Annotated in this window: 18 protein-coding genes; 8 read left to right on the top strand and 10 right to left on the bottom strand. The window is 73.8% G+C overall.

The genetic code is table 11. The features are described 5' to 3' along the window. Positions 1-6: 6 nt before the first annotated feature. The 3 genes from AB0J36_RS23095 to AB0J36_RS23085 form a co-directional block, all read right to left on the bottom strand. Positions 7-1518 carry a HAMP domain-containing sensor histidine kinase gene (locus AB0J36_RS23095; RefSeq protein ID WP_357172241.1) on the bottom strand — a complete coding sequence of 504 codons (1512 nt, stop codon included), beginning with the start codon at positions 1516-1518 and terminating at the stop codon, positions 7-9. Next, positions 1496-2242, bottom strand: coding sequence for a response regulator transcription factor (locus AB0J36_RS23090; protein ID WP_357172268.1), 747 nt, complete (start codon positions 2240-2242; stop codon positions 1496-1498). The genes AB0J36_RS23095 and AB0J36_RS23090 overlap by 23 nt, the downstream gene beginning before the upstream one ends. A gap of 101 nt (positions 2243-2343) precedes the next feature. Further along, positions 2344-2574 (bottom strand): hypothetical protein, encoded by a 231-nt coding sequence (locus tag AB0J36_RS23085; RefSeq protein WP_357121824.1) that lies wholly within the window; start codon positions 2572-2574, stop codon positions 2344-2346. Between the two features lie 193 nt (positions 2575-2767). Here AB0J36_RS23085 and AB0J36_RS23080 point away from each other — a divergent pair, with 193 nt between their 5' ends. From AB0J36_RS23080 to AB0J36_RS23070, 3 genes are all read left to right on the top strand, one after another. Next, positions 2768-3700 carry a serine/threonine-protein kinase gene (locus AB0J36_RS23080; protein ID WP_363661100.1) on the top strand — a complete coding sequence of 311 codons (933 nt, stop codon included), beginning with the start codon at positions 2768-2770 and terminating at the stop codon, positions 3698-3700. 61 nt (positions 3701-3761) lie between these two features. After that, positions 3762-4187 carry an OsmC family protein gene (locus tag AB0J36_RS23075; protein WP_357121818.1) on the top strand — a complete coding sequence of 142 codons (426 nt, stop codon included), beginning with the start codon at positions 3762-3764 and terminating at the stop codon, positions 4185-4187. A gap of 408 nt (positions 4188-4595) precedes the next feature. Further along, positions 4596-5447: a hypothetical protein gene (locus tag AB0J36_RS23070; RefSeq protein WP_363661099.1), complete on the top strand. Its 852-nt coding sequence runs from the start codon at positions 4596-4598 to the stop codon at positions 5445-5447. Positions 5448-5454: 7 nt separating this feature from the next. Here AB0J36_RS23070 and AB0J36_RS23065 read toward each other — a convergent pair whose 3' ends face one another. The 5 genes from AB0J36_RS23065 to AB0J36_RS23045 form a co-directional block, all read right to left on the bottom strand. Further along, positions 5455-5916, bottom strand: coding sequence for an ATPase (locus AB0J36_RS23065; protein ID WP_357121812.1), 462 nt, complete (start codon positions 5914-5916; stop codon positions 5455-5457). Positions 5917-6025: 109 nt separating this feature from the next. Next, positions 6026-6469 (bottom strand): response regulator, encoded by a 444-nt coding sequence (locus AB0J36_RS23060; protein WP_357121809.1) that lies wholly within the window; start codon positions 6467-6469, stop codon positions 6026-6028. Positions 6470-6541: 72 nt separating this feature from the next. After that, on the bottom strand, positions 6542-6889 hold the full coding sequence (locus AB0J36_RS23055; protein ID WP_357121806.1) for an STAS domain-containing protein: 348 nt from the start codon (positions 6887-6889) through the stop codon (positions 6542-6544). Between the two features lie 111 nt (positions 6890-7000). After that, complete coding sequence (locus AB0J36_RS23050) at positions 7001-8047, bottom strand: cobalamin-dependent protein (protein ID WP_363661098.1); 1047 nt, start codon at positions 8045-8047, stop codon at positions 7001-7003. Next, positions 8044-9807: a PP2C family protein-serine/threonine phosphatase gene (locus tag AB0J36_RS23045; protein ID WP_357121800.1), complete on the bottom strand. Its 1764-nt coding sequence runs from the start codon at positions 9805-9807 to the stop codon at positions 8044-8046. The genes AB0J36_RS23050 and AB0J36_RS23045 overlap by 4 nt, the downstream gene beginning before the upstream one ends. A 185-nt stretch (positions 9808-9992) precedes the next feature. Between AB0J36_RS23045 and AB0J36_RS23040 the strand changes: the two genes are divergently transcribed. Together AB0J36_RS23040 and AB0J36_RS23035 are read left to right on the top strand one after the other, a co-directional pair. Beyond that, positions 9993-10391 (top strand): STAS domain-containing protein, encoded by a 399-nt coding sequence (locus AB0J36_RS23040; RefSeq protein ID WP_357172236.1) that lies wholly within the window; start codon positions 9993-9995, stop codon positions 10389-10391. Between the two features lie 58 nt (positions 10392-10449). Further along, positions 10450-10779 (top strand): STAS domain-containing protein, encoded by a 330-nt coding sequence (locus AB0J36_RS23035; RefSeq protein ID WP_357121794.1) that lies wholly within the window; start codon positions 10450-10452, stop codon positions 10777-10779. 77 nt (positions 10780-10856) lie between these two features. On the opposite strand, the gene AB0J36_RS23030 is transcribed toward AB0J36_RS23035, so the two are convergent. Then, on the bottom strand, positions 10857-11171 hold the full coding sequence (locus AB0J36_RS23030) for a hypothetical protein (protein ID WP_355052350.1): 315 nt from the start codon (positions 11169-11171) through the stop codon (positions 10857-10859). Between the two features lie 200 nt (positions 11172-11371). Here AB0J36_RS23030 and AB0J36_RS23025 point away from each other — a divergent pair, with 200 nt between their 5' ends. The 3 genes from AB0J36_RS23025 (at position 11372) to AB0J36_RS23015 (ending at position 14346) form a co-directional block, all read left to right on the top strand. Further along, complete coding sequence (locus AB0J36_RS23025) at positions 11372-12346, top strand: DUF2267 domain-containing protein (RefSeq protein WP_357121791.1); 975 nt, start codon at positions 11372-11374, stop codon at positions 12344-12346. 82 nt (positions 12347-12428) lie between these two features. Continuing rightward, entirely contained in the window at positions 12429-13211 is a 783-nt protein-coding gene (locus AB0J36_RS23020; RefSeq protein WP_357121788.1) for a fused MFS/spermidine synthase, read from the top strand. 61 nt (positions 13212-13272) lie between these two features. After that, entirely contained in the window at positions 13273-14346 is a 1074-nt protein-coding gene (locus AB0J36_RS23015; protein WP_357121785.1) for an AI-2E family transporter, read from the top strand. Here the strand turns inward: AB0J36_RS23015 and AB0J36_RS23010 are convergent. Continuing rightward, complete coding sequence (locus AB0J36_RS23010; protein ID WP_357121782.1) at positions 14317-15618, bottom strand: NAD(P)/FAD-dependent oxidoreductase; 1302 nt, start codon at positions 15616-15618, stop codon at positions 14317-14319. The two genes, AB0J36_RS23015 and AB0J36_RS23010, sit on opposite strands and share 30 nt — an antisense overlap. Positions 15619-15778: the final 160 nt, after the last annotated feature.

The following is a 15778-nucleotide window of genomic DNA, read 5'->3' as shown; positions in this document are numbered from 1 at the left end:
CGCCGCCTATGCGTCAGCTGTGGGATCCGGCAGGCGGACGGCGAACACCGTCCGGCCCGGACGGCTGTCGACGCCGACCGTGCCGTGGTGCGCGTCGACGACGGCCGCCACGATCGCCAGGCCGAGACCGGTGCTGCCGTGCGCCCGGGACCGGGAACTGTCACCCCGGGCGAACCGCTCGAACATCTCCGGTCGCAGCTGGGCCGGCACCCCCGGCCCGTCGTCGGCGACGGTGAGGACGGCGGCGTCCGCCTCGACGGCGAGGGTGGTGGTGACCGTCGTGCCGGGCGGGGTGTGCACGCGGGCGTTGGCCAGCAGGTTCGCCACCACCTGGTGCAGGCGGGCGGCGTCGCCGGGCACGCGGATGACGACCTCGGGCAGGTCGAGCCGCCAGTGGTGCTCGGGGCCGGCGACGTGCGCGTCGCTGACCGCGTCGACCACGAGGGCGGACAGGTCGACCGGGTCCGCCGCGAGCGGCCGGCCGGCGTCAAGCCGGGCCAGCAGCAGCAGGTCGTCGACGAGGCTGGTCATCCGGGCGCTCTCGGACTCGACGCGGCGCAGGGCGTGCGCCACGTCGGCGGGGACCTCGTCGCGGCCCCGCCGGGCCACCTCGGCGTACCCACGGATCGCCGCGAGCGGGGTGCGCAGCTCGTGGCTGGCGTCGGCGACGAACTGGCGTACCCGGGTCTCGCTGGCCTGCCGCGCGGCCAGCGCGTCGGCGACGTGGCCCAGCATCCGGTTCAACGCCGCGCCGACCTGGCCGACCTCGGTACGCGGGTCGGTGTCGGCGGCCGGCACCCGGACGGCGAGCGCCACCTCGCCCCGGTCCAGCGGCAGCTCGGTGACCCGGGCGGCGGTGGCGGCCACCCGGTTCAGCGGTCGCAGCGTGGCCCGCACGATCAGCGCGCCCGCGCCACCGGCCAGGAGCAGTCCGAGGCCGACGACCCCGGCCTGCGCGGCGACCAGCGCCCAGACGGTGTCCCGCACACCGCTGAGCGGAATGCCCACGGCGACCACGACCCCGTTGGGCAGTTGCCGGGCCACCGCCCGGACGTCCCCCTCGTCGAGGGTGATGGTGCGGGGCCGGCCGTCGGTGGGCAGCGCGACCAGCCGTGCGGCGTCGGCGGCGGGAACGTCGGCGAGGCTGCCGCTCGCGGTGCTCCGCGTCGCCGTGGTGACGCCGTCGGCGCGGCGCACGGCGAGCGAGCCCGGCGGGAAGCCGCGCGGAGGCTCCGGCGGGGACGGTGCGGCAACGCCCGGCCGCACAGCGGGCCGCCCGGGGTCGCCACCCGGGCGGAACCACGGCGGCAGGTCGCGCGGCCGGTCCCCCATCGTCAACTGGGTGTCGACCTGGGCGACCAGCACGTGCCGCAGGGCCAGCGTGGTGAGCCCGCCGATGGCGACGCTGACCAGGGCGAGCAGCGCGACCAGGGCGAGCACCAGCCGGGTCCGCAGCGACCGGCCAGCCCACCAGCGCCGCAGCCGGACGAGTGCCCTAGTCAGCGGGTTTGAGGACATAGCCCGCGCCGCGCAGCGTGTGGATCATCGGCGGTCGCCCCGCGTCGATCTTCTTGCGCAGGTACGAGATGTACAGCTCCACCACGTTGGCCTGGCCGCCGAAGTCGTAGTTCCACACCCGGTCGAGGATCTGCGCCTTGCTGAGCACCCGGCGCGGGTTGCGCATCAGGTAGCGCAGCAGCTCGAACTCGGTCGCGGTCAGCGTGACGAGCTGGCCGGCACGGCGGACCTCATGACTGTCCTCGTCGAGGCTGAGGTCGCCGACGGTCAGCAGCGCCTCCTCGTGGGCGGCGACCGCGAAGCCCGAGCGGCGCAGCAGCGCGCGGAGCCGGGCGATCACCTCCTCCAGGCTGAACGGCTTGGTCACGTAGTCGTCGCCGCCCACGGTCAGCCCGGCGATGCGCTCCTCGACGGCGTCCCGGGCGGTCAGGAAGAGCACCGGCACGGTCGGGGCGTGCTCGCGCAGCCGACGCAGCACCTGGAAGCCGTCGAGGTCGGGCAGCATGACGTCGAGGACGACGGCGTCCGGCTGGAACTGCCGGGCGGCGCTCAACGCCGCCATGCCGTTGCCGGCGCTGCGCACCTGCCAACCCTCGTAGCGCAGCGCCATCGACAGCAGATCGGTCAGCGTCGCCTCGTCGTCCACCACCAGCACGCGGACGGGTTCACCGTCCGGGCGGCGCAACTCGATCCGGCCCGGCACGGTCTGCCCCTGGATGACCATGCCCCCCATCGTGGACACCTCCGCTGTGTCGCGCCTCTGCGCCGCCTGTGTGCCAGCTGTGCGGCCGGGCCGCCGAGCCACCGCTCAGCCTCCGACCGCGGTCACTCGGACACCCCGTACGCGTCGGTCCGGACGAAGCGCATGCTCCACCCGCCGTGGCCGTCGGGCTGGTCGCGCTCGTAGAGGTGGTCGGGGCCGGGCTGTGTCGGGCCGGTGCCGCCCGGATGCCGCATGATCCACCGCTGCGGAGGGGCGCCGTCCGGCTCGGCCGGTACCGCGCGGACCAGCCCGTCCGCGGGACCGCCGACGAAGCGTACGGTGACCTCGCCCATCGCGGCGCTCCCTTGCGTGACGATGCCGGCACGCTCGGTGCGTACGGCCCTGGGTCGCAAGCTACCGCACCCGGCGGTGACCCCGGCCGAGGTACGGCGTGATCGGCGGCCGACGCGGTTTGCCCAGCTCGGCCCCCGGGTACCGCGATTCCCAGGCCCCGCCGCCGGGCGGGACGAGAATGAGGAGCTGACGATGCGGACGCTGGACGGGCGGTACCAGCTCGAACAGCGCATCGGCGTCGGCGGAATGTCCGAGGTGTGGCGGGCCCACGATCGGGTGCTGGACCGACCGGTCGCCGTGAAGCTGATCGCGCCCGGCCCGGACGGCCACCACGACACGGTGGACCGGATCCGCACGGAGGCCCGCTCGGCGGCCCGGTTGGTGCATCCGAACGTCGCGAGCGTGCACGACTTCGGCACCTCCTCGACGCTTCCCGGCCGCCGGGTCCCCTACATCGTCATGGAGCTGGCCGAGGGCGAGACCCTCGCGGCGCACCTGCGGGCGGGCCCACTGGACTGGCGCATCTCCGTGCGGGTCTGCGCGGAGGTCGCCGCCGCGCTGTCCGCCGCCCACGCGAGCGGCATCGTGCACCGCGACGTCAAGCCGGCCAACGTCATGCTCACCCCGGCAGGGGTGAAGGTCCTCGACTTCGGCATCGCCACCCCGACCGGCACGGCGGACCCGATGCCCGACGGCATGCTGCTCGGCACCCCGGCGTACCTGGCGCCGGAACAGCTCGACGGCGCCCCCGCGACGCCGGCCGCCGACATGTACGCCCTCGGCGTGCTGCTCTACTACTGCCTCAGCGGTCGTCTCCCGTACCGGGCCCAGACCCCGGCCGAGCTGCTGGCCGCGCGCCGGTCCCGGCCGCCCGAGCCGCTGCCGGAGGTGGACGGGCTCCCGCCCGAGGTGTCCGAGTTGTGCCGCTGCTGCCTGGACGACGATCCCGCCGGGCGTCCGACCAGCCTGGTCGCGGCGCTGCTGCTGGCCGAGGTCGTGGACGCCCGGGTGTACGTACCGATGGCGATCCCCACGCAGCGGTCGCTGTCGCCGTCGCCGTCGCCGTGGACCGAGCGGGCGGCGGCGCAGCCCACCGAGGCGCTGTCGGTCGTCGACGGGAGCTGAGCTGAGCGTTTCGTCCGCCCTCGGCCGGGTAGCCGGGCGGGTGAGCGACGGGAGGAACGCGATGCCGAGTCCGAGTTCCTGGCTGCATGAGGCCACCGCCACCGCCGAGGGTGGCCACGTCCGAACCGATGACGGCGGGCTCTCCACGCCGCTCGCGTCGCCGCTGGCGGCGCACTGCACCGGCCTGAGACCGGAGCAGTTGTTGGCGGCGGCCTTCGCCTCCTGCCTGCACCACGCCGCCGTGGAGGCGGCCGGGGAGATCACCGACGAGGCGCACACGGTCCAGGTGCGCGCCGAGGCGAAGCTGGGGCGCGACGACGACGGCCGGTACCGGGCCGACGTGCACGCCTCGATCTCGTCGGCCGGTCTGAGCCGGGCGCAGTTGGCCGACCTGGTCGAGTACGCCGATCGGCTCTGGCCCTTCTCCAGCAGCGACAACACGCGGCACCGGTTGACCGTCACCCCGGCCGAGAACGGTCGGCACTGAGGGCGGGCCCTTGTCGGCCGGACGGCATCAGCGGCGGGTGGCACTCTCCCTGATGAGCCTGATGACTCTGGAGCATCTTGATGCCTGAGAGTCATCACGCTCATCGGAGTGCTACCGCCGGACCGCGATGACCCATCCGCCACCGACACGCATCGTGGTCAGGCGTTCGGTGGACCCCCGCATCACCCGACAGGGGGATGACCGGAGCCCCGCAGAACATCACCTCTCGGTGGGGCGCGATGACCACCTTCACCTGGCGAATCGGAAATACCCGTCTCGTCTGATCGGCGAGGTTGTGCCGACATAACCGGCTTTCGCCCGTTGCCACGCCCACGATTCGGGCAAATTGTGGCGCATGCCACTGTTAGGGCCGATGGCAGCGGGCGACCGACTATCTAGCCTCGGCGGGTGCATCCCGACGACCCCACCGCCCAGAAGCTGACCGACGCGCCCTCGACCACCCGCACGAGGGACGCCGCATCAACCGAACGGACGATCGGCCGTCACCGGGCCCCCGAACCGCCGCCGCGCCGCGCCCTGCTCGGCTCCACCCCGGTCCGGGTCGCCCTGGCCACCGGCGTCACCTGCTGCCTCGGCCTGGGCGCGTTCGCCGCCGCCCGCGACGGGCAGGAAGCCCCGCAGCCCGTCCGGCCGATCGCCGACGCGCTGGCCGACCGTGCCGCCATCGCCGACGAGCGCGCCTCCCGGTCGCTGGACCGCGACCTCGCCCCGGCCCGGGTCCTGCCCAACCCGACGGCCGCGCCGACCCCGACGCCCACCGTCACCCGCAAGGCGCCGAAGAAGCCGGTCAAGCCCCGCCGGCCGCGCCCGGTCGCCGGGCTCGACCAGCAGCAGATGGACAACGCGAAGATCATCGTGGACGTCGGCGTGGGGCTGAAGATGCCGCGTCGCGCCCTGGTCGTGGCGCTCGCCACCGCGATGCAGGAGAGCAACCTCTACAACCTGGCCAGCGACGTGCTGCCGGAGTCGAGCGAGTACCCGCACCAGGGCAGCGGCTCCGACCACGACTCGGTCGGGCTGTTCCAGCAGCGGCCCAGCAGCGGGTGGGGCACGGTCGCCGAGCTGATGCGCCCGTCGTACGCCGCCCGGGCCTTCTACACCGCCCTCGCCGAGATCCCCGGCTGGCAGGACATGAGCCTCACCGCCGCCGCCCAGGCGGTGCAGGTCTCGGCGTACCCCGACGCGTACGCCCCGCACGAGGACCGGGCCACCACCGTGGCGGCCGCGCTGCTCGCCTGAGGCCGTCTCAGCGGGTGCCGGCCGCCGCCGTGGGCGTGTCGGCCGGCACCGGCTCGACCGTCACGCCGACGAGGATCTCGTCCGCCAGGGCCTCGCGACGGCGGCGCGCGTGCAGCGCCTCTTCGAAGTCACGCCGGGCCTGCACGGCATCCGCGTACGCCTGCTCCCGGACCCGACGGGCCTCCTCGCGGGCCTCGTCCAGCGCGCGACGGGCCTGCGCCAGGATCTCGTCCGCCTCCTGACGCACCGCGTCGCCGGCCCGGCGGGTGGCGGCGGCGTCGCCCAGGTCCAGTCGCTGGAGCAGCCCGCTGAGCCAGGTCGCCTCCTGGCGGATCTCGTCCCACTCCCGGGTCGCCCCGGCCGCGCCCTCCGCCCGCGCCGCGAGCCGGGACAACCTGATCCCCAGCTCATCCAGGCAGGAATCCACCTGTCGCTGGTCGTAGCCGGTCTTCACGACGGAGAACCTCATACTGTCGCCCCCAGGCAGCCGCTGTTACTTCCCCACCTGGATCCTCGGGCGCGACGACATCCACCGAGGCGGTTCGGGAAAATTGTTCAGCATGCGCGGGACGGGCGGATCAGGGGCGCTTGGGCAGCACGACCACGCGGCCGAAGAACTCGTCGATGCGGCGCACCACGTCGTTGAAGTCGTCCAGGTCGATCGGCTTGGTGACGTACGCGTTGGCCTGCAACGTGTAGCTGCCGACGATGTCGGTGTCCGCGTTCGAGGTGGTCAGCACCACGATCGGAATGGTCCGCAGATCCTCGTCCTGCTTGACCGCCCCGAGCACCTGACGCCCGTCCATCCGCGGCATGTTGAGGTCAAGCAGGATCACGTCCGGCCGGCGGGCCCCGGAGTGGCGACCCTCGGCCCGGAGGAACTCCATCGCCTCCTCGCCGTCGCTCACCACGTCGATGATCTTCTCGACGTCGGAGTCGGCCAACGCCTCCTCGATCATCAGCACGTCGCCGGGATCGTCGTCGACCACCAGGATGCGTACCGGCTGCGGGCTGTCGCCCATCACTACCTGCCTCGGGTGTCGGCGGAGAATGGAAACCGGACGGTCACCATGCTGGCGGGGAAATCTAGCCCATCAGAGGGCGCTGTGGGACGCCGGGTCAGCCGTGTCGGGAACGTAGCGGAGCACGTCGGCCAGACCGGTGATCCGCAACACGCGCTCGACCCGACCGGCGGCGCCGGTGATCCTCAGCCAGCCCCCGTCGGCGGCGGCCTGATTGTCGCCCCGGACGAACACCGCCATCCCGGTGGAGTCGCAGAAGGTCAGGTCGGTGAGGTCGAGCAGCACCCGGCGCTCACCGGCGGCGGTGAGCCGGTCGATGGCGGCGGCCAGCTCGTCGGCGGTGCTCAGGTCCAGCTCACCGGCGAGCCGTAGGCAGGCGACACCGCCCTCGCGCTCGGCGTCGCTGACACTGAACGTCACCGTCTCCCCCCTCGCTCGCTCCACCGGCGGGTGGGACGTTTGCAGTGCGGCAAGTATACGCAGGGGGGTACGACGCTCCGCAGCGCGTGGTGATCGTCTGGCCGACCCGGGTCAGCCGGCGGAACGGGACGCGGCGGCCAGCCCGGCACGCCCCAGGGCCAGCGCGTGCGCCGCCCGGGGGTAGTCCCGCAGCTCGGCGGCGAAGTGCTCCAGGGTGAGTTCGACGGCGCTGGCCGGCACCCGCCGGCTCGTCAGGATCTCCGCGAGCCAGTCGACGAATTCGGTGAACAGCGAGGCGTCGTCGACGTACAACGCGGCGGCCAGCGAGTCCAGGATGTGACCCAGGTCGCTCACCGTCGAGTCGAGCTGGGTGGCCGTGTACTCGCGCGTCGCCGGCGCCTTCGCCCGCAGATCGGCCAGCGCGCTGTCGATCAGATCGCCACGGCGGCGGACCAGACTCGCGTACTCGTCGTCGGCCAGGTGCGCGAGTCGCGCCGCCGGCACCCGCCGTAGCGCCCGCTCGTCGGCGATCAACTCGGCCGCCGCCGGCGCGTTCGGCGCCCAGGCCGCGCCGAGCCGGGCCGCCCACCGGCCGTCCGCGCCGAAGCCCCGCCCGCCGACCACGACCGGCACGTCCGAACGCCGGCACGCCTCGATCATCCGGTGGGCGTGCGGCAGCCGCATCGGCAGCGCGCAGGCCAGCGCGACCGCCTGCGCGTCGTGCCGGTGCAGGTACGACACGAGGTGCGCCGCCGGCACGCTGGCGCCCAGGAAGGTCACCTGCCAACCGCGGAGCCGCAGCACCTCGGCCACCAGCCGGGGCGGCAGGGCGTGCCACTCGCCGTCCATGCAGGCCACCACGACATGACCGCCGGTCGCACGCGGTTTGGCGTGCGCCGCCACGGCGGCCACCACCCGCTCGCTGATGTGGGTGGCCGCGTGCTCCTGCGCCACGCTCCACTCGTTGCGGGCCCACCGCTCACCCACCTCGGCCTGTGCCGGCGCGACCAGGTCGAGCAGCACCCGCTCCGGCGGCACGCCCGCCTCCAGCAGGCCGGTCGCCACGTCGATCGCGGCGTACTCGTCGGCGTCGGCGAGGCAGGCCAGATAGCCGGGGTAGGCGTCGGTCGGTTCCGTTGTCGCGGCGGGGGCGGTCACGCGGGGCTCATCCTCTGCTCGTCGGCGGTCGTCGGCGGGGGAACGGCGTGCAGGTGCCGCGCGCCACGACCGGGGCTGACCGCGCGCAGCGCCAGGACGGCGATGTCGTCGTGGTCGCCGTGCCCCAGCCAGTCACAGGTGACCTGCTCGACGCGCTCGGCCAGGGCCGGCGCCGGCATGCGCTGGCAATCCGTCACGGCCGTCACCAGCCGCTCCGCGCCGAACTGCTCGTCGCCGCGACGACCCCCACGGGCCTCGGTGACACCGTCGCTGTAGAGCAGGCAGGTCTCGCCCGGCGCCAGGCGTACGGTCACCTCGCCGACGCGCGGGTCGGGCACCACCCCGATCAGCATGCCGCGCAGCGGCACCACCTCAACCTCGCCCGAGCCGCGCAGCACCAGCGGCGGCAGGTGCCCGCCCCCGGCCATCGTGAGGGTGACGCCTCCGTCGCGCTGCGGACGGGCCACGCCCAGCACGATGGTGGCGAAGCGGCCCTGGCCGTTGGCCTGGGTCGTCTCGAACAGGGCGTCGTTGAGCAGCCGCAGCAGCCGGCCCGGGTGGGACTCCACCCGGTGCAGCGCCTGCAGGCACTGGCGGAGCTGACCGGTGAACACGGCCGCCTCGACGCCCTTGCCGGAGACGTCGCCGAGGAAGAAGACGGAACCGCCGTCGGCGAGCCGGTGCGAGCCGTAGAAGTCGCCGCCGATGCGCAGTCCCGCCTGCGCCGGACGGTACGCGGTGCCCCACTGCACGCCGGCGGTCTCGGTCGGCTCGACCGGCAGCAGGCTGGCCTGCAGGGTGTCGGCGACCTCCGCCTGGTCGCGGTAGAGCTGGGCGGTGGTCAACGCCGCGCCGGCGCGGGCCGCGAACGCCCGGATCAACTCGACGTCGTCCTCGTCGTACCAGCGGCTGGAGCGCCGGGCGACCAACAGCACCCCGACGGGGGTGTCGCGGCCGGGCAGCGGGACGACCCGGGCGGTGCTGTCGACGCCCGTGAGGCCGGGCAGCCAGCCGGCGTCGACCGCCTGCTCCACCAGCCAGTCGACCGTGTGCGGCTCGACACCGGTCAGCCCGTCGGCGATGGCCGCGGGGAGGGTGACGCCGGTCAGGACGCCGCCGTCGACCATCGGGGCCTCGTCGTCGACCCGGGTGGCCCGCCACCAGCGGACCCGCCCCGCGCGGGGCGCGAGCACCAGCACCGCCACCTCGGCCAGGGTCGGCACGGCGAGTCTAACGACCGCGGCGGCGGCCCGGTCGGGGTGCAGCGGGTTGCCCAGCTTGTCGCCCACCACGGCCAGGAAGGCCGACCGGGCCCGCTCGGCGAGCAACGCGTCGGCGCGGCTGACGCTCTCGGTGACGTCCTCGACGTACCAGCAGCAGCGGCCGGCGGACAGCGGCATCCGGCGGGCGGTGAGCCGACGGTCGTGGTGGGTGAAGTTCCCGGGCACGCCCTCGCCCAACCCCGGCACGCCGGACGCGGCCAGCGGTTCACCGGGTACCACCTCGGGCAACAGCCGCTCGGCCACCGGGCTCACGTGCCGGACGACACCGTCGGCGTCGCAGACCACCAGGCCCTCGCGGAAGTGTTCGACGACCTCGGACCAGTCCGGAGTGGCCTGGTCACGGTCGGGGGCCAACGGCGGCAGCGCGGGCGCGGGCCAGGACGGTGCGTCGGCGGACCACGCCGGGGCCCGTGTGGTACTCGGCGTGGAGATCCGTCCGTCGCCCGGGTCCCAGTCCCTGACGTCGGAAGCAGTCACCAGCTGAGCCTCACTCCTTGTCGTCCACCCGAACGTGCACTGTCCACCCACCCTACGCCGGTGCGCCGTGACCGGCATCCGACAGCAGGTCGGGCCCCGGTTCCGGTAGCGAGCGGCCCCGCTCGACGGTTGTTACGATCCCCTCGCGCCGGTCGGAGTGCCGGCCCGGGGGAAGGGGCCTGATCGTGCTGTCGGAAGGGCGTAGGGCCGACGCGAAGCCACTGAGCGTCGCCGTCGACCGGTCCGACCCCGACGTGCCCCTGATCCGCGTCGGCGGCGAGCTGGCGTACGCGACCTCGGCCCCTCTGCACGCCGAGATCGACCGGATCCTCGCCGACGCGCCACGCGCGATCGTGCTGGACTTCGCCGATCTGACCTTCATCGACAGCACCGGTCTCGCCGTGATCGTGCACGCCTGGCGGGAGGGCCAGGCGGTCGGCGCCGGGCTGCGGCTGCGCTCGGTCCCGCGCTTCCTGGCGACGATCCTGGACATCACCGGGGTGGCGACGCTCCTCGGTCGGCCGGTGCCCATCGCTCGTCCGGAGGGCGGCCCCGACGCCGAGGCGTCCGCCGCCACGGCGTGATCCGGCGACGCGCAGCCCCCGGGTTTGCGTTCCGCGTGCGGACTGGGAACATGGTGCAATGCCCCACCAGCTGTTGACCATCGAGGTGAGCCGGCCCGACGCCGGTCACGTCCGGCTACGGCTGACCGGCGAGCTCGACTACGACACCGCGCCGGAGCTGGTGGCCGCCGCGGCCGGCCTGCACGGCGAGCCGCAGGTGACGATCGACCTGAGCGGCGTCGGCCTCTGCGACTCGTCCGGGCTCAGCGCCCTGCTGATCGCGCGTCGGAGCGTCGGCGCGATCCGGCTCACCGGGGTCAGCCCGCAGATCCAGCAGTTGCTGGATCGCACCGGCCTCACCGAGCTGCTGGCCGTGCAGGGCGACGACGAGCTGCGCGCCACCGGCTGACGGCCGCACCGAGCGACCACCCCACGCGCGAGGGGGCCCCCGACCCTGGGACCTGGGGCCGGGGGCCGGAGAAATGCCTAGGGCGCGGTCATCGGCTGGAGTCGGGGCCCGCCGTCGCGCAGTTCGACGGTCGACGGAGGTTCGATGTCGTCGGGTTCCCCCGAGTCGGGCGTCTGGTACAGGTAGCGGACAAACTCCCCACCCGCCTCGTTGTCGTCCGCACCCGGCCACTGGCCGATGCAGTCCATTCCGACCACTTCCCGGCCGGTTCCGTCGGCCTCCTCCAGCAGCGCCCACAGGCTCACCGGGTAGCACCGGGTGGCGTCGGGCGTGAGCTGCCAGCGGGCGTACCAGCCGGGTCGAGCGGGAACGATCTCGACGATCCGTTTCATGACGACCTTCCTTCCGCGTACCTCGGAAGAACTGCCTCCTGCCCCGATCCTGCGGGCCGCACGGGTGAGCGCCCCTCACCCCGGGCGGATGAAGCCCGGCCGACGCTCAGCCCTACTCGGCCGGCAGCGTCCGTTTCGGCTCCCGGGACGACGGGAACGCGACCGTCGCAGGATCGATCCCCAGCGGAAGGGGCGTCACGATGCGCAAGCAGATGGAGGGCGACAACCAGCGCCGCCGGGCGTTGGCCCGGCAGGCCCGCGAACAGGGCGGCCAGCCCAGCGAGTACGGCGCGAGCCTGAGCGCCTCCAAACAGCTCACCAGCCTGGACCAGAGCAGACGGGCCGGCCCGCCGCCGGCCGGACGGCACAAGGCGGACACCACGCGTGGTGGACCGGCCCCGCCGTCGAGGGGTACCCCGGACAATCCGCGACCGCAGCCGCCTCCCGGTGGCGCGGCCGGTGTGACAAGTCTGGGATACCGGGATCTGGTCGAGGATGTCCGACGTCGGTCCGGGGTGGACTTCCGGACGGCGAAGGTGGGCGCCGAGGCGACCGTGCTGGTGCTGGCCTTCGCGCTCGACACGGCGGAGCGGCAACGACTGCTCGCCGCCGTGCCGAACTCGCTGCACGACGTGGTGCCCGTGGACGGCATCGAGCGGCACCGCGATCTGCCCGGCTTCCTGGCCGAGGTGGGCCGGATCAGCGGGCGTACGCCGGAGCAGGCCCGCTACCAGGCGGAGGCGACGATGGCCGCGCTCGCCGACCAGGACGGCGACCTGATCGAGTCCCTGCACGTCCCCGACGGCCTGCGGGAGCTGCTGAACCCGCCAGCGGCCGGCGGCGGCATCGTGGGGGCCTCCACCACCACGCCCACCCTGGACGAGGAGCAGGTCCAGGCGGCGCTGGACGACCTGCCGTACTGGGCCGGCGACACCACCGCCCTGTACCGGGTGGTCGCGCTGCCGCCGGACAACCTCGACCGGGTGCTCGCCCGGCTCGACCGGCTGCGCCAGGAGACCGGCCGTGGCCCGAGCATCGGGCGTCCCGGCGACACGGCGGCTGTGCTGACCGTCCGCACCAATCAGGCGGACGGGGTGAGCGCGCTGGACGTGGACCTGGCCCATGCGATCGACGACGCGATCGACGAGGTCGGCGCCGGGATGGCCGGCGGCTGACCACCGCTACGGCGTACGCGGGCCGGCGGACGCGGGTGCTCCCGCGCCGCCGGCCCGTCGGCCGCTCGGTTAGCGTGCCGTCATGAACCGCGCCGCCGACCGTCTGGAGTTGGTCGCCGATCCGGTCCGCAGGACCGGACGGACGCTGCTCTCCGCCGGCGTCGAGCAGTCGTACGTGGATGTCGAGGATCCCCGGCACCTGCACTTCGAGTACGTCCGCCGGATCGCGTCGGCCGTGGAGCTGGCGGCCCCCGCGGGCGTACCCCTGGACGTGTTGCACCTCGGCGGCGGCGCGTTGACGCTGCCCCGCTGGCTGGCCGCCACCCGGCCGGGCTCGGCGCAGCGGGTCGTGGAACGGGACCGGGCGGTGGTCGACCTGGTGGCGCGGGAGTTGCCGCCGCTGCCACCCGAGGTGCGGGTGGCGGTCGGCGACGCGCGGGAGGCGGTCACCGCCGCCGGGGCGGACGGGTACGACCTGGTGATCGCCGACATCTACCAGGCTGCCCGGATGCCCGGACACGTCCGCACCGTGGAGTTCGCCGCCGAGGTGGCCCGTGTCCTGCGGCCCGGCGGGCTCTACCTGGTCAACGTGACGGACCTGCCACCGCTGGTCGGCACCCGGGTGCAGGTGGCGACGCTGCGGGCGGTCTTCGGGGACGTCTGCGTCTTCGGCGACCGCCGGATGCTGCGGGGTCGGCGCTACGGCAACCTGGTGCTCGCCGCGACGCACCGCCCCGGCGGGCTGCCGGTCGGTCGGCTCGCCGTGGCCGCGCTGCGCGACCCGATCGTGGGTGGGCTGCTGCACGCCGCCGCCCTCGACACCTTCGTGGCCGGCGCGCACCCGCTTCTCGACACCGACGTCTGAGGTAGGGCGAACCGGCCGGGATGCCGGGTTTCCTGCGGTCTGGGCGGGGAAGGCCCGGCGGGTGAGCAACGCCGAAGATCGGGCCACCGCCCGCCGGACCCTGGTCGTGATCGGGCTGGTGCTGGCCACCGCGCTCGCGCTCGCCTTCGTGTACGCGACCCGTCGGGTGCTCGTCTGGACGGTGGTGGCCGCCTTCTTCGCGGTCGCGCTCAAACCGGCCGTGGACCGGCTGCAACGCCGGTTCGTCCGCCGCCGGGCGCTGGCCACGCTGCTCGTCTTCCTCGCCGCGTTCGTCGTGCTGGCGGTCCTGGCCACGGTGATCCTGGTGCCGCTGCTGGACGAGGTGGGCCGGTTCGCCGAGCGGGGGCCCGAGCTGCTGCGCGACGCGCGCGCCGGGCGCGGTCCGCTGGGTGAGTTCCTGGAACGCACCGGGGTACGGCGCTACGCCAGCGCGCACGCGGACGAGCTGCGGAATGCCGGTGCCCGGCTGCGGCAACCCGCCGTCGGGGTGCTGCGTGGCGTGGCGGAGGGGGTCGCGGGGCTGGTCACGGTCGTCGTGCTGGCGTACCTCATGGTGTTGGAATCGCCGCGGATCACCCGCGGCGTGCTCGCGGTGGCCGGGGACGGTCAGGGCGAGCGGTTGCGCCGCGTCGGCCGGGAGGTGTCCCGGACGGTCACCGGCTACCTCACCGGCAACCTGCTGATCAGCGTGATCTGTGGCGGGTTGACGTTCCTGGTGTTGAGCCTCACGGGGGTGCCGTTCGCCGGGGTGATCGCGCTGCTCGTCGCGGTGGCCGACCTGATACCGCTGGTGGGCGCGACGATCGGCGCGGTGCTCGCCGCCGGGGCGGGGTTCCTGCACTCCCCCACCGCCGGCGTCGTCGTGCTCGTCTTCTTCGTCGTCTACCAGCAGGTGGAGAACCACCTGCTGCAGCCGCTCATCCTCGCCCGCGCGGTCCGGCTCAACCCGCTGACCGTGCTGTTGAGCCTGCTGCTCGCGGCGGAGTTGGCCGGGTTGCTCGGCGCGCTGCTGGCCATCCCCGCCGCCGGCATCGTCCAGATCCTGCTGCGCGAGTACGGCCCGCGACGGGCAAACCCGCCCCGCTCACCGACCCCGCGTCGCGACCTCGGGTGAGGTGCTCTCCAGCGGCACCGCGTTCGCCGGGACCAGCCCCAACTGCACCGCCGAGCGGGTGAGCGCGGCGTCGAGCACCCAGTCGGCACCCACGCGGGTGCGGTTACCCGGCATCGCCATCAGGTGGTACGCCCGGGTGACCGCCTTGGCGGGCAGCCCGGCCAGGTTGACGTGCAGCGGGTTCGCGGCGGCGTCCTTGCCACCCAGGTCGACCACCCAGCCCAGGTCGTGGTGCTTGTACGGCCGGCGCGTGCCGAACCCGTACGACGCGGCGATGTTGTGCGCCACCCGCTTGCCCTGCCGCTCCGCGTGCTGCGCCGTCATGCCGCAGATCTGCCCCGGGTTGACCAGGTCGGGCACGGCGGCCGCGTCACCGCAGGCGAAGACCTCCGGATAGCCGGGAACGTTGAGGTACTCGTCGGTGACCAGTCGGCCCCGCTCGGTGCGCAGGCCCAACTCGTTGACGAACGGGTCGGGGCGTACGCCCACGCACCACACCAGCGTGCAGGTGGGGACGTACTCGCCGTCGGTGAGCTTGACCCCGTCGCAGGTCGCCTCGGCCACCGAGGTGCCCATCCGCACGTCCACGCCGCGCTTGTTGAGCACCTTGTGCGACGTGTCGGACATTCTCTTGTCCAGCTCAGGCAGCACGCGGGGGGCGACGTCGAGCAGCATCCAGCGGGGCCGGACGGTGAGCCGGGGTCGCTGGGCGTGCAGGGCGTCGGTGAACAGTTGGCCGTGCGCGGCGACCTCGGTGCCGGTGTACCCCGCGCCGACCACCACGAAGGTGGAGCGGGCCCGCTGCTCGGCCGGGTCCTCGGCCTGCTCGGCCAACTCCACCTGGCGCACGATGTGGTCGTGCAGGTAGACGGCCTCGGGCAGGCCGCGGAAGCCGTGCGCGTACTCGGTGACGCCCGGGATCGGCAGCAGCTTGTTGACGCTGCCCACGGCGAGAACCAGCCGGTCGTACGCCAGGCGGTTCTTCTCCCCCTCGGGCTGGGTGAAGCCGACCCAGCGGTTCTGCAGGTCGACGTGGTCCGCCTCGCCGATCACCACCCGTACACCCTTGAGGGTTCCGGTCAGCGGCACGGCGATGCGCGACGGCTCGACCACCCCGGCGGCCACCTCGGGCAGCAGCGGCAGGTACAGGAAGTAGTCGGTGGAGTTCAGCACCACGATCTCGGCCCGGTCCCGGGCGATCCGGCTCAACGTCTTCGCCGCGTGGTAACCGGCGAACCCGGCCCCCACGATCACCACACGAGGTTTCGTCATTGCCGGCCGTTTCCCGTCGCAGCCCAGGACAAACGTCAGTCCCGGCGGCAGGTCCACCTCCACCGGAGTTCTCCCGGTCCCCACCGGGGTCAGGCCCTGTTGATCAAGAGGTTTGCGTCATCGCCTCGGCGTGTCGTGACGCAAACCTCTTGATCACGCG

Source organism: Micromonospora sp. NPDC049662 (genome assembly GCF_040675055.1).
Taxonomy (GTDB): Bacteria; Actinomycetota; Actinomycetes; order Mycobacteriales; family Micromonosporaceae; genus Micromonospora.
The sequence above is the reverse complement of the archived record's forward strand: the minus strand, read 5'-3'. Positions and strand labels throughout refer to the sequence as shown.

Coding starts and splice junctions, on each gene's coding strand:
- AB0J36_RS23095 (WP_357172241.1), bottom strand. CDS start 1,518: ATGTCCTCAAACCCGCTGACTAGGGCACTCGTCCGGCTGCGGCGCTGG.
- AB0J36_RS23090 (WP_357172268.1), bottom strand. CDS start 2,242: ATGGTCATCCAGGGGCAGACCGTGCCGGGCCGGATCGAGTTGCGCCGC.
- AB0J36_RS23085 (WP_357121824.1), bottom strand. CDS start 2,574: ATGGGCGAGGTCACCGTACGCTTCGTCGGCGGTCCCGCGGACGGGCTG.
- AB0J36_RS23080 (WP_363661100.1), top strand. CDS start 2,768: ATGCGGACGCTGGACGGGCGGTACCAGCTCGAACAGCGCATCGGCGTC.
- AB0J36_RS23075 (WP_357121818.1), top strand. CDS start 3,762: ATGCCGAGTCCGAGTTCCTGGCTGCATGAGGCCACCGCCACCGCCGAG.
- AB0J36_RS23065 (WP_357121812.1), bottom strand. CDS start 5,916: ATGAGGTTCTCCGTCGTGAAGACCGGCTACGACCAGCGACAGGTGGAT.
- AB0J36_RS23060 (WP_357121809.1), bottom strand. CDS start 6,469: ATGGGCGACAGCCCGCAGCCGGTACGCATCCTGGTGGTCGACGACGAT.
- AB0J36_RS23035 (WP_357121794.1), top strand. CDS start 10,450: ATGCCCCACCAGCTGTTGACCATCGAGGTGAGCCGGCCCGACGCCGGT.
- AB0J36_RS23030 (WP_355052350.1), bottom strand. CDS start 11,171: ATGAAACGGATCGTCGAGATCGTTCCCGCTCGACCCGGCTGGTACGCC.
- AB0J36_RS23025 (WP_357121791.1), top strand. CDS start 11,372: ATGCGCAAGCAGATGGAGGGCGACAACCAGCGCCGCCGGGCGTTGGCC.
- AB0J36_RS23020 (WP_357121788.1), top strand. CDS start 12,429: ATGAACCGCGCCGCCGACCGTCTGGAGTTGGTCGCCGATCCGGTCCGC.
- AB0J36_RS23010 (WP_357121782.1), bottom strand. CDS start 15,618: ATGACGAAACCTCGTGTGGTGATCGTGGGGGCCGGGTTCGCCGGTTAC.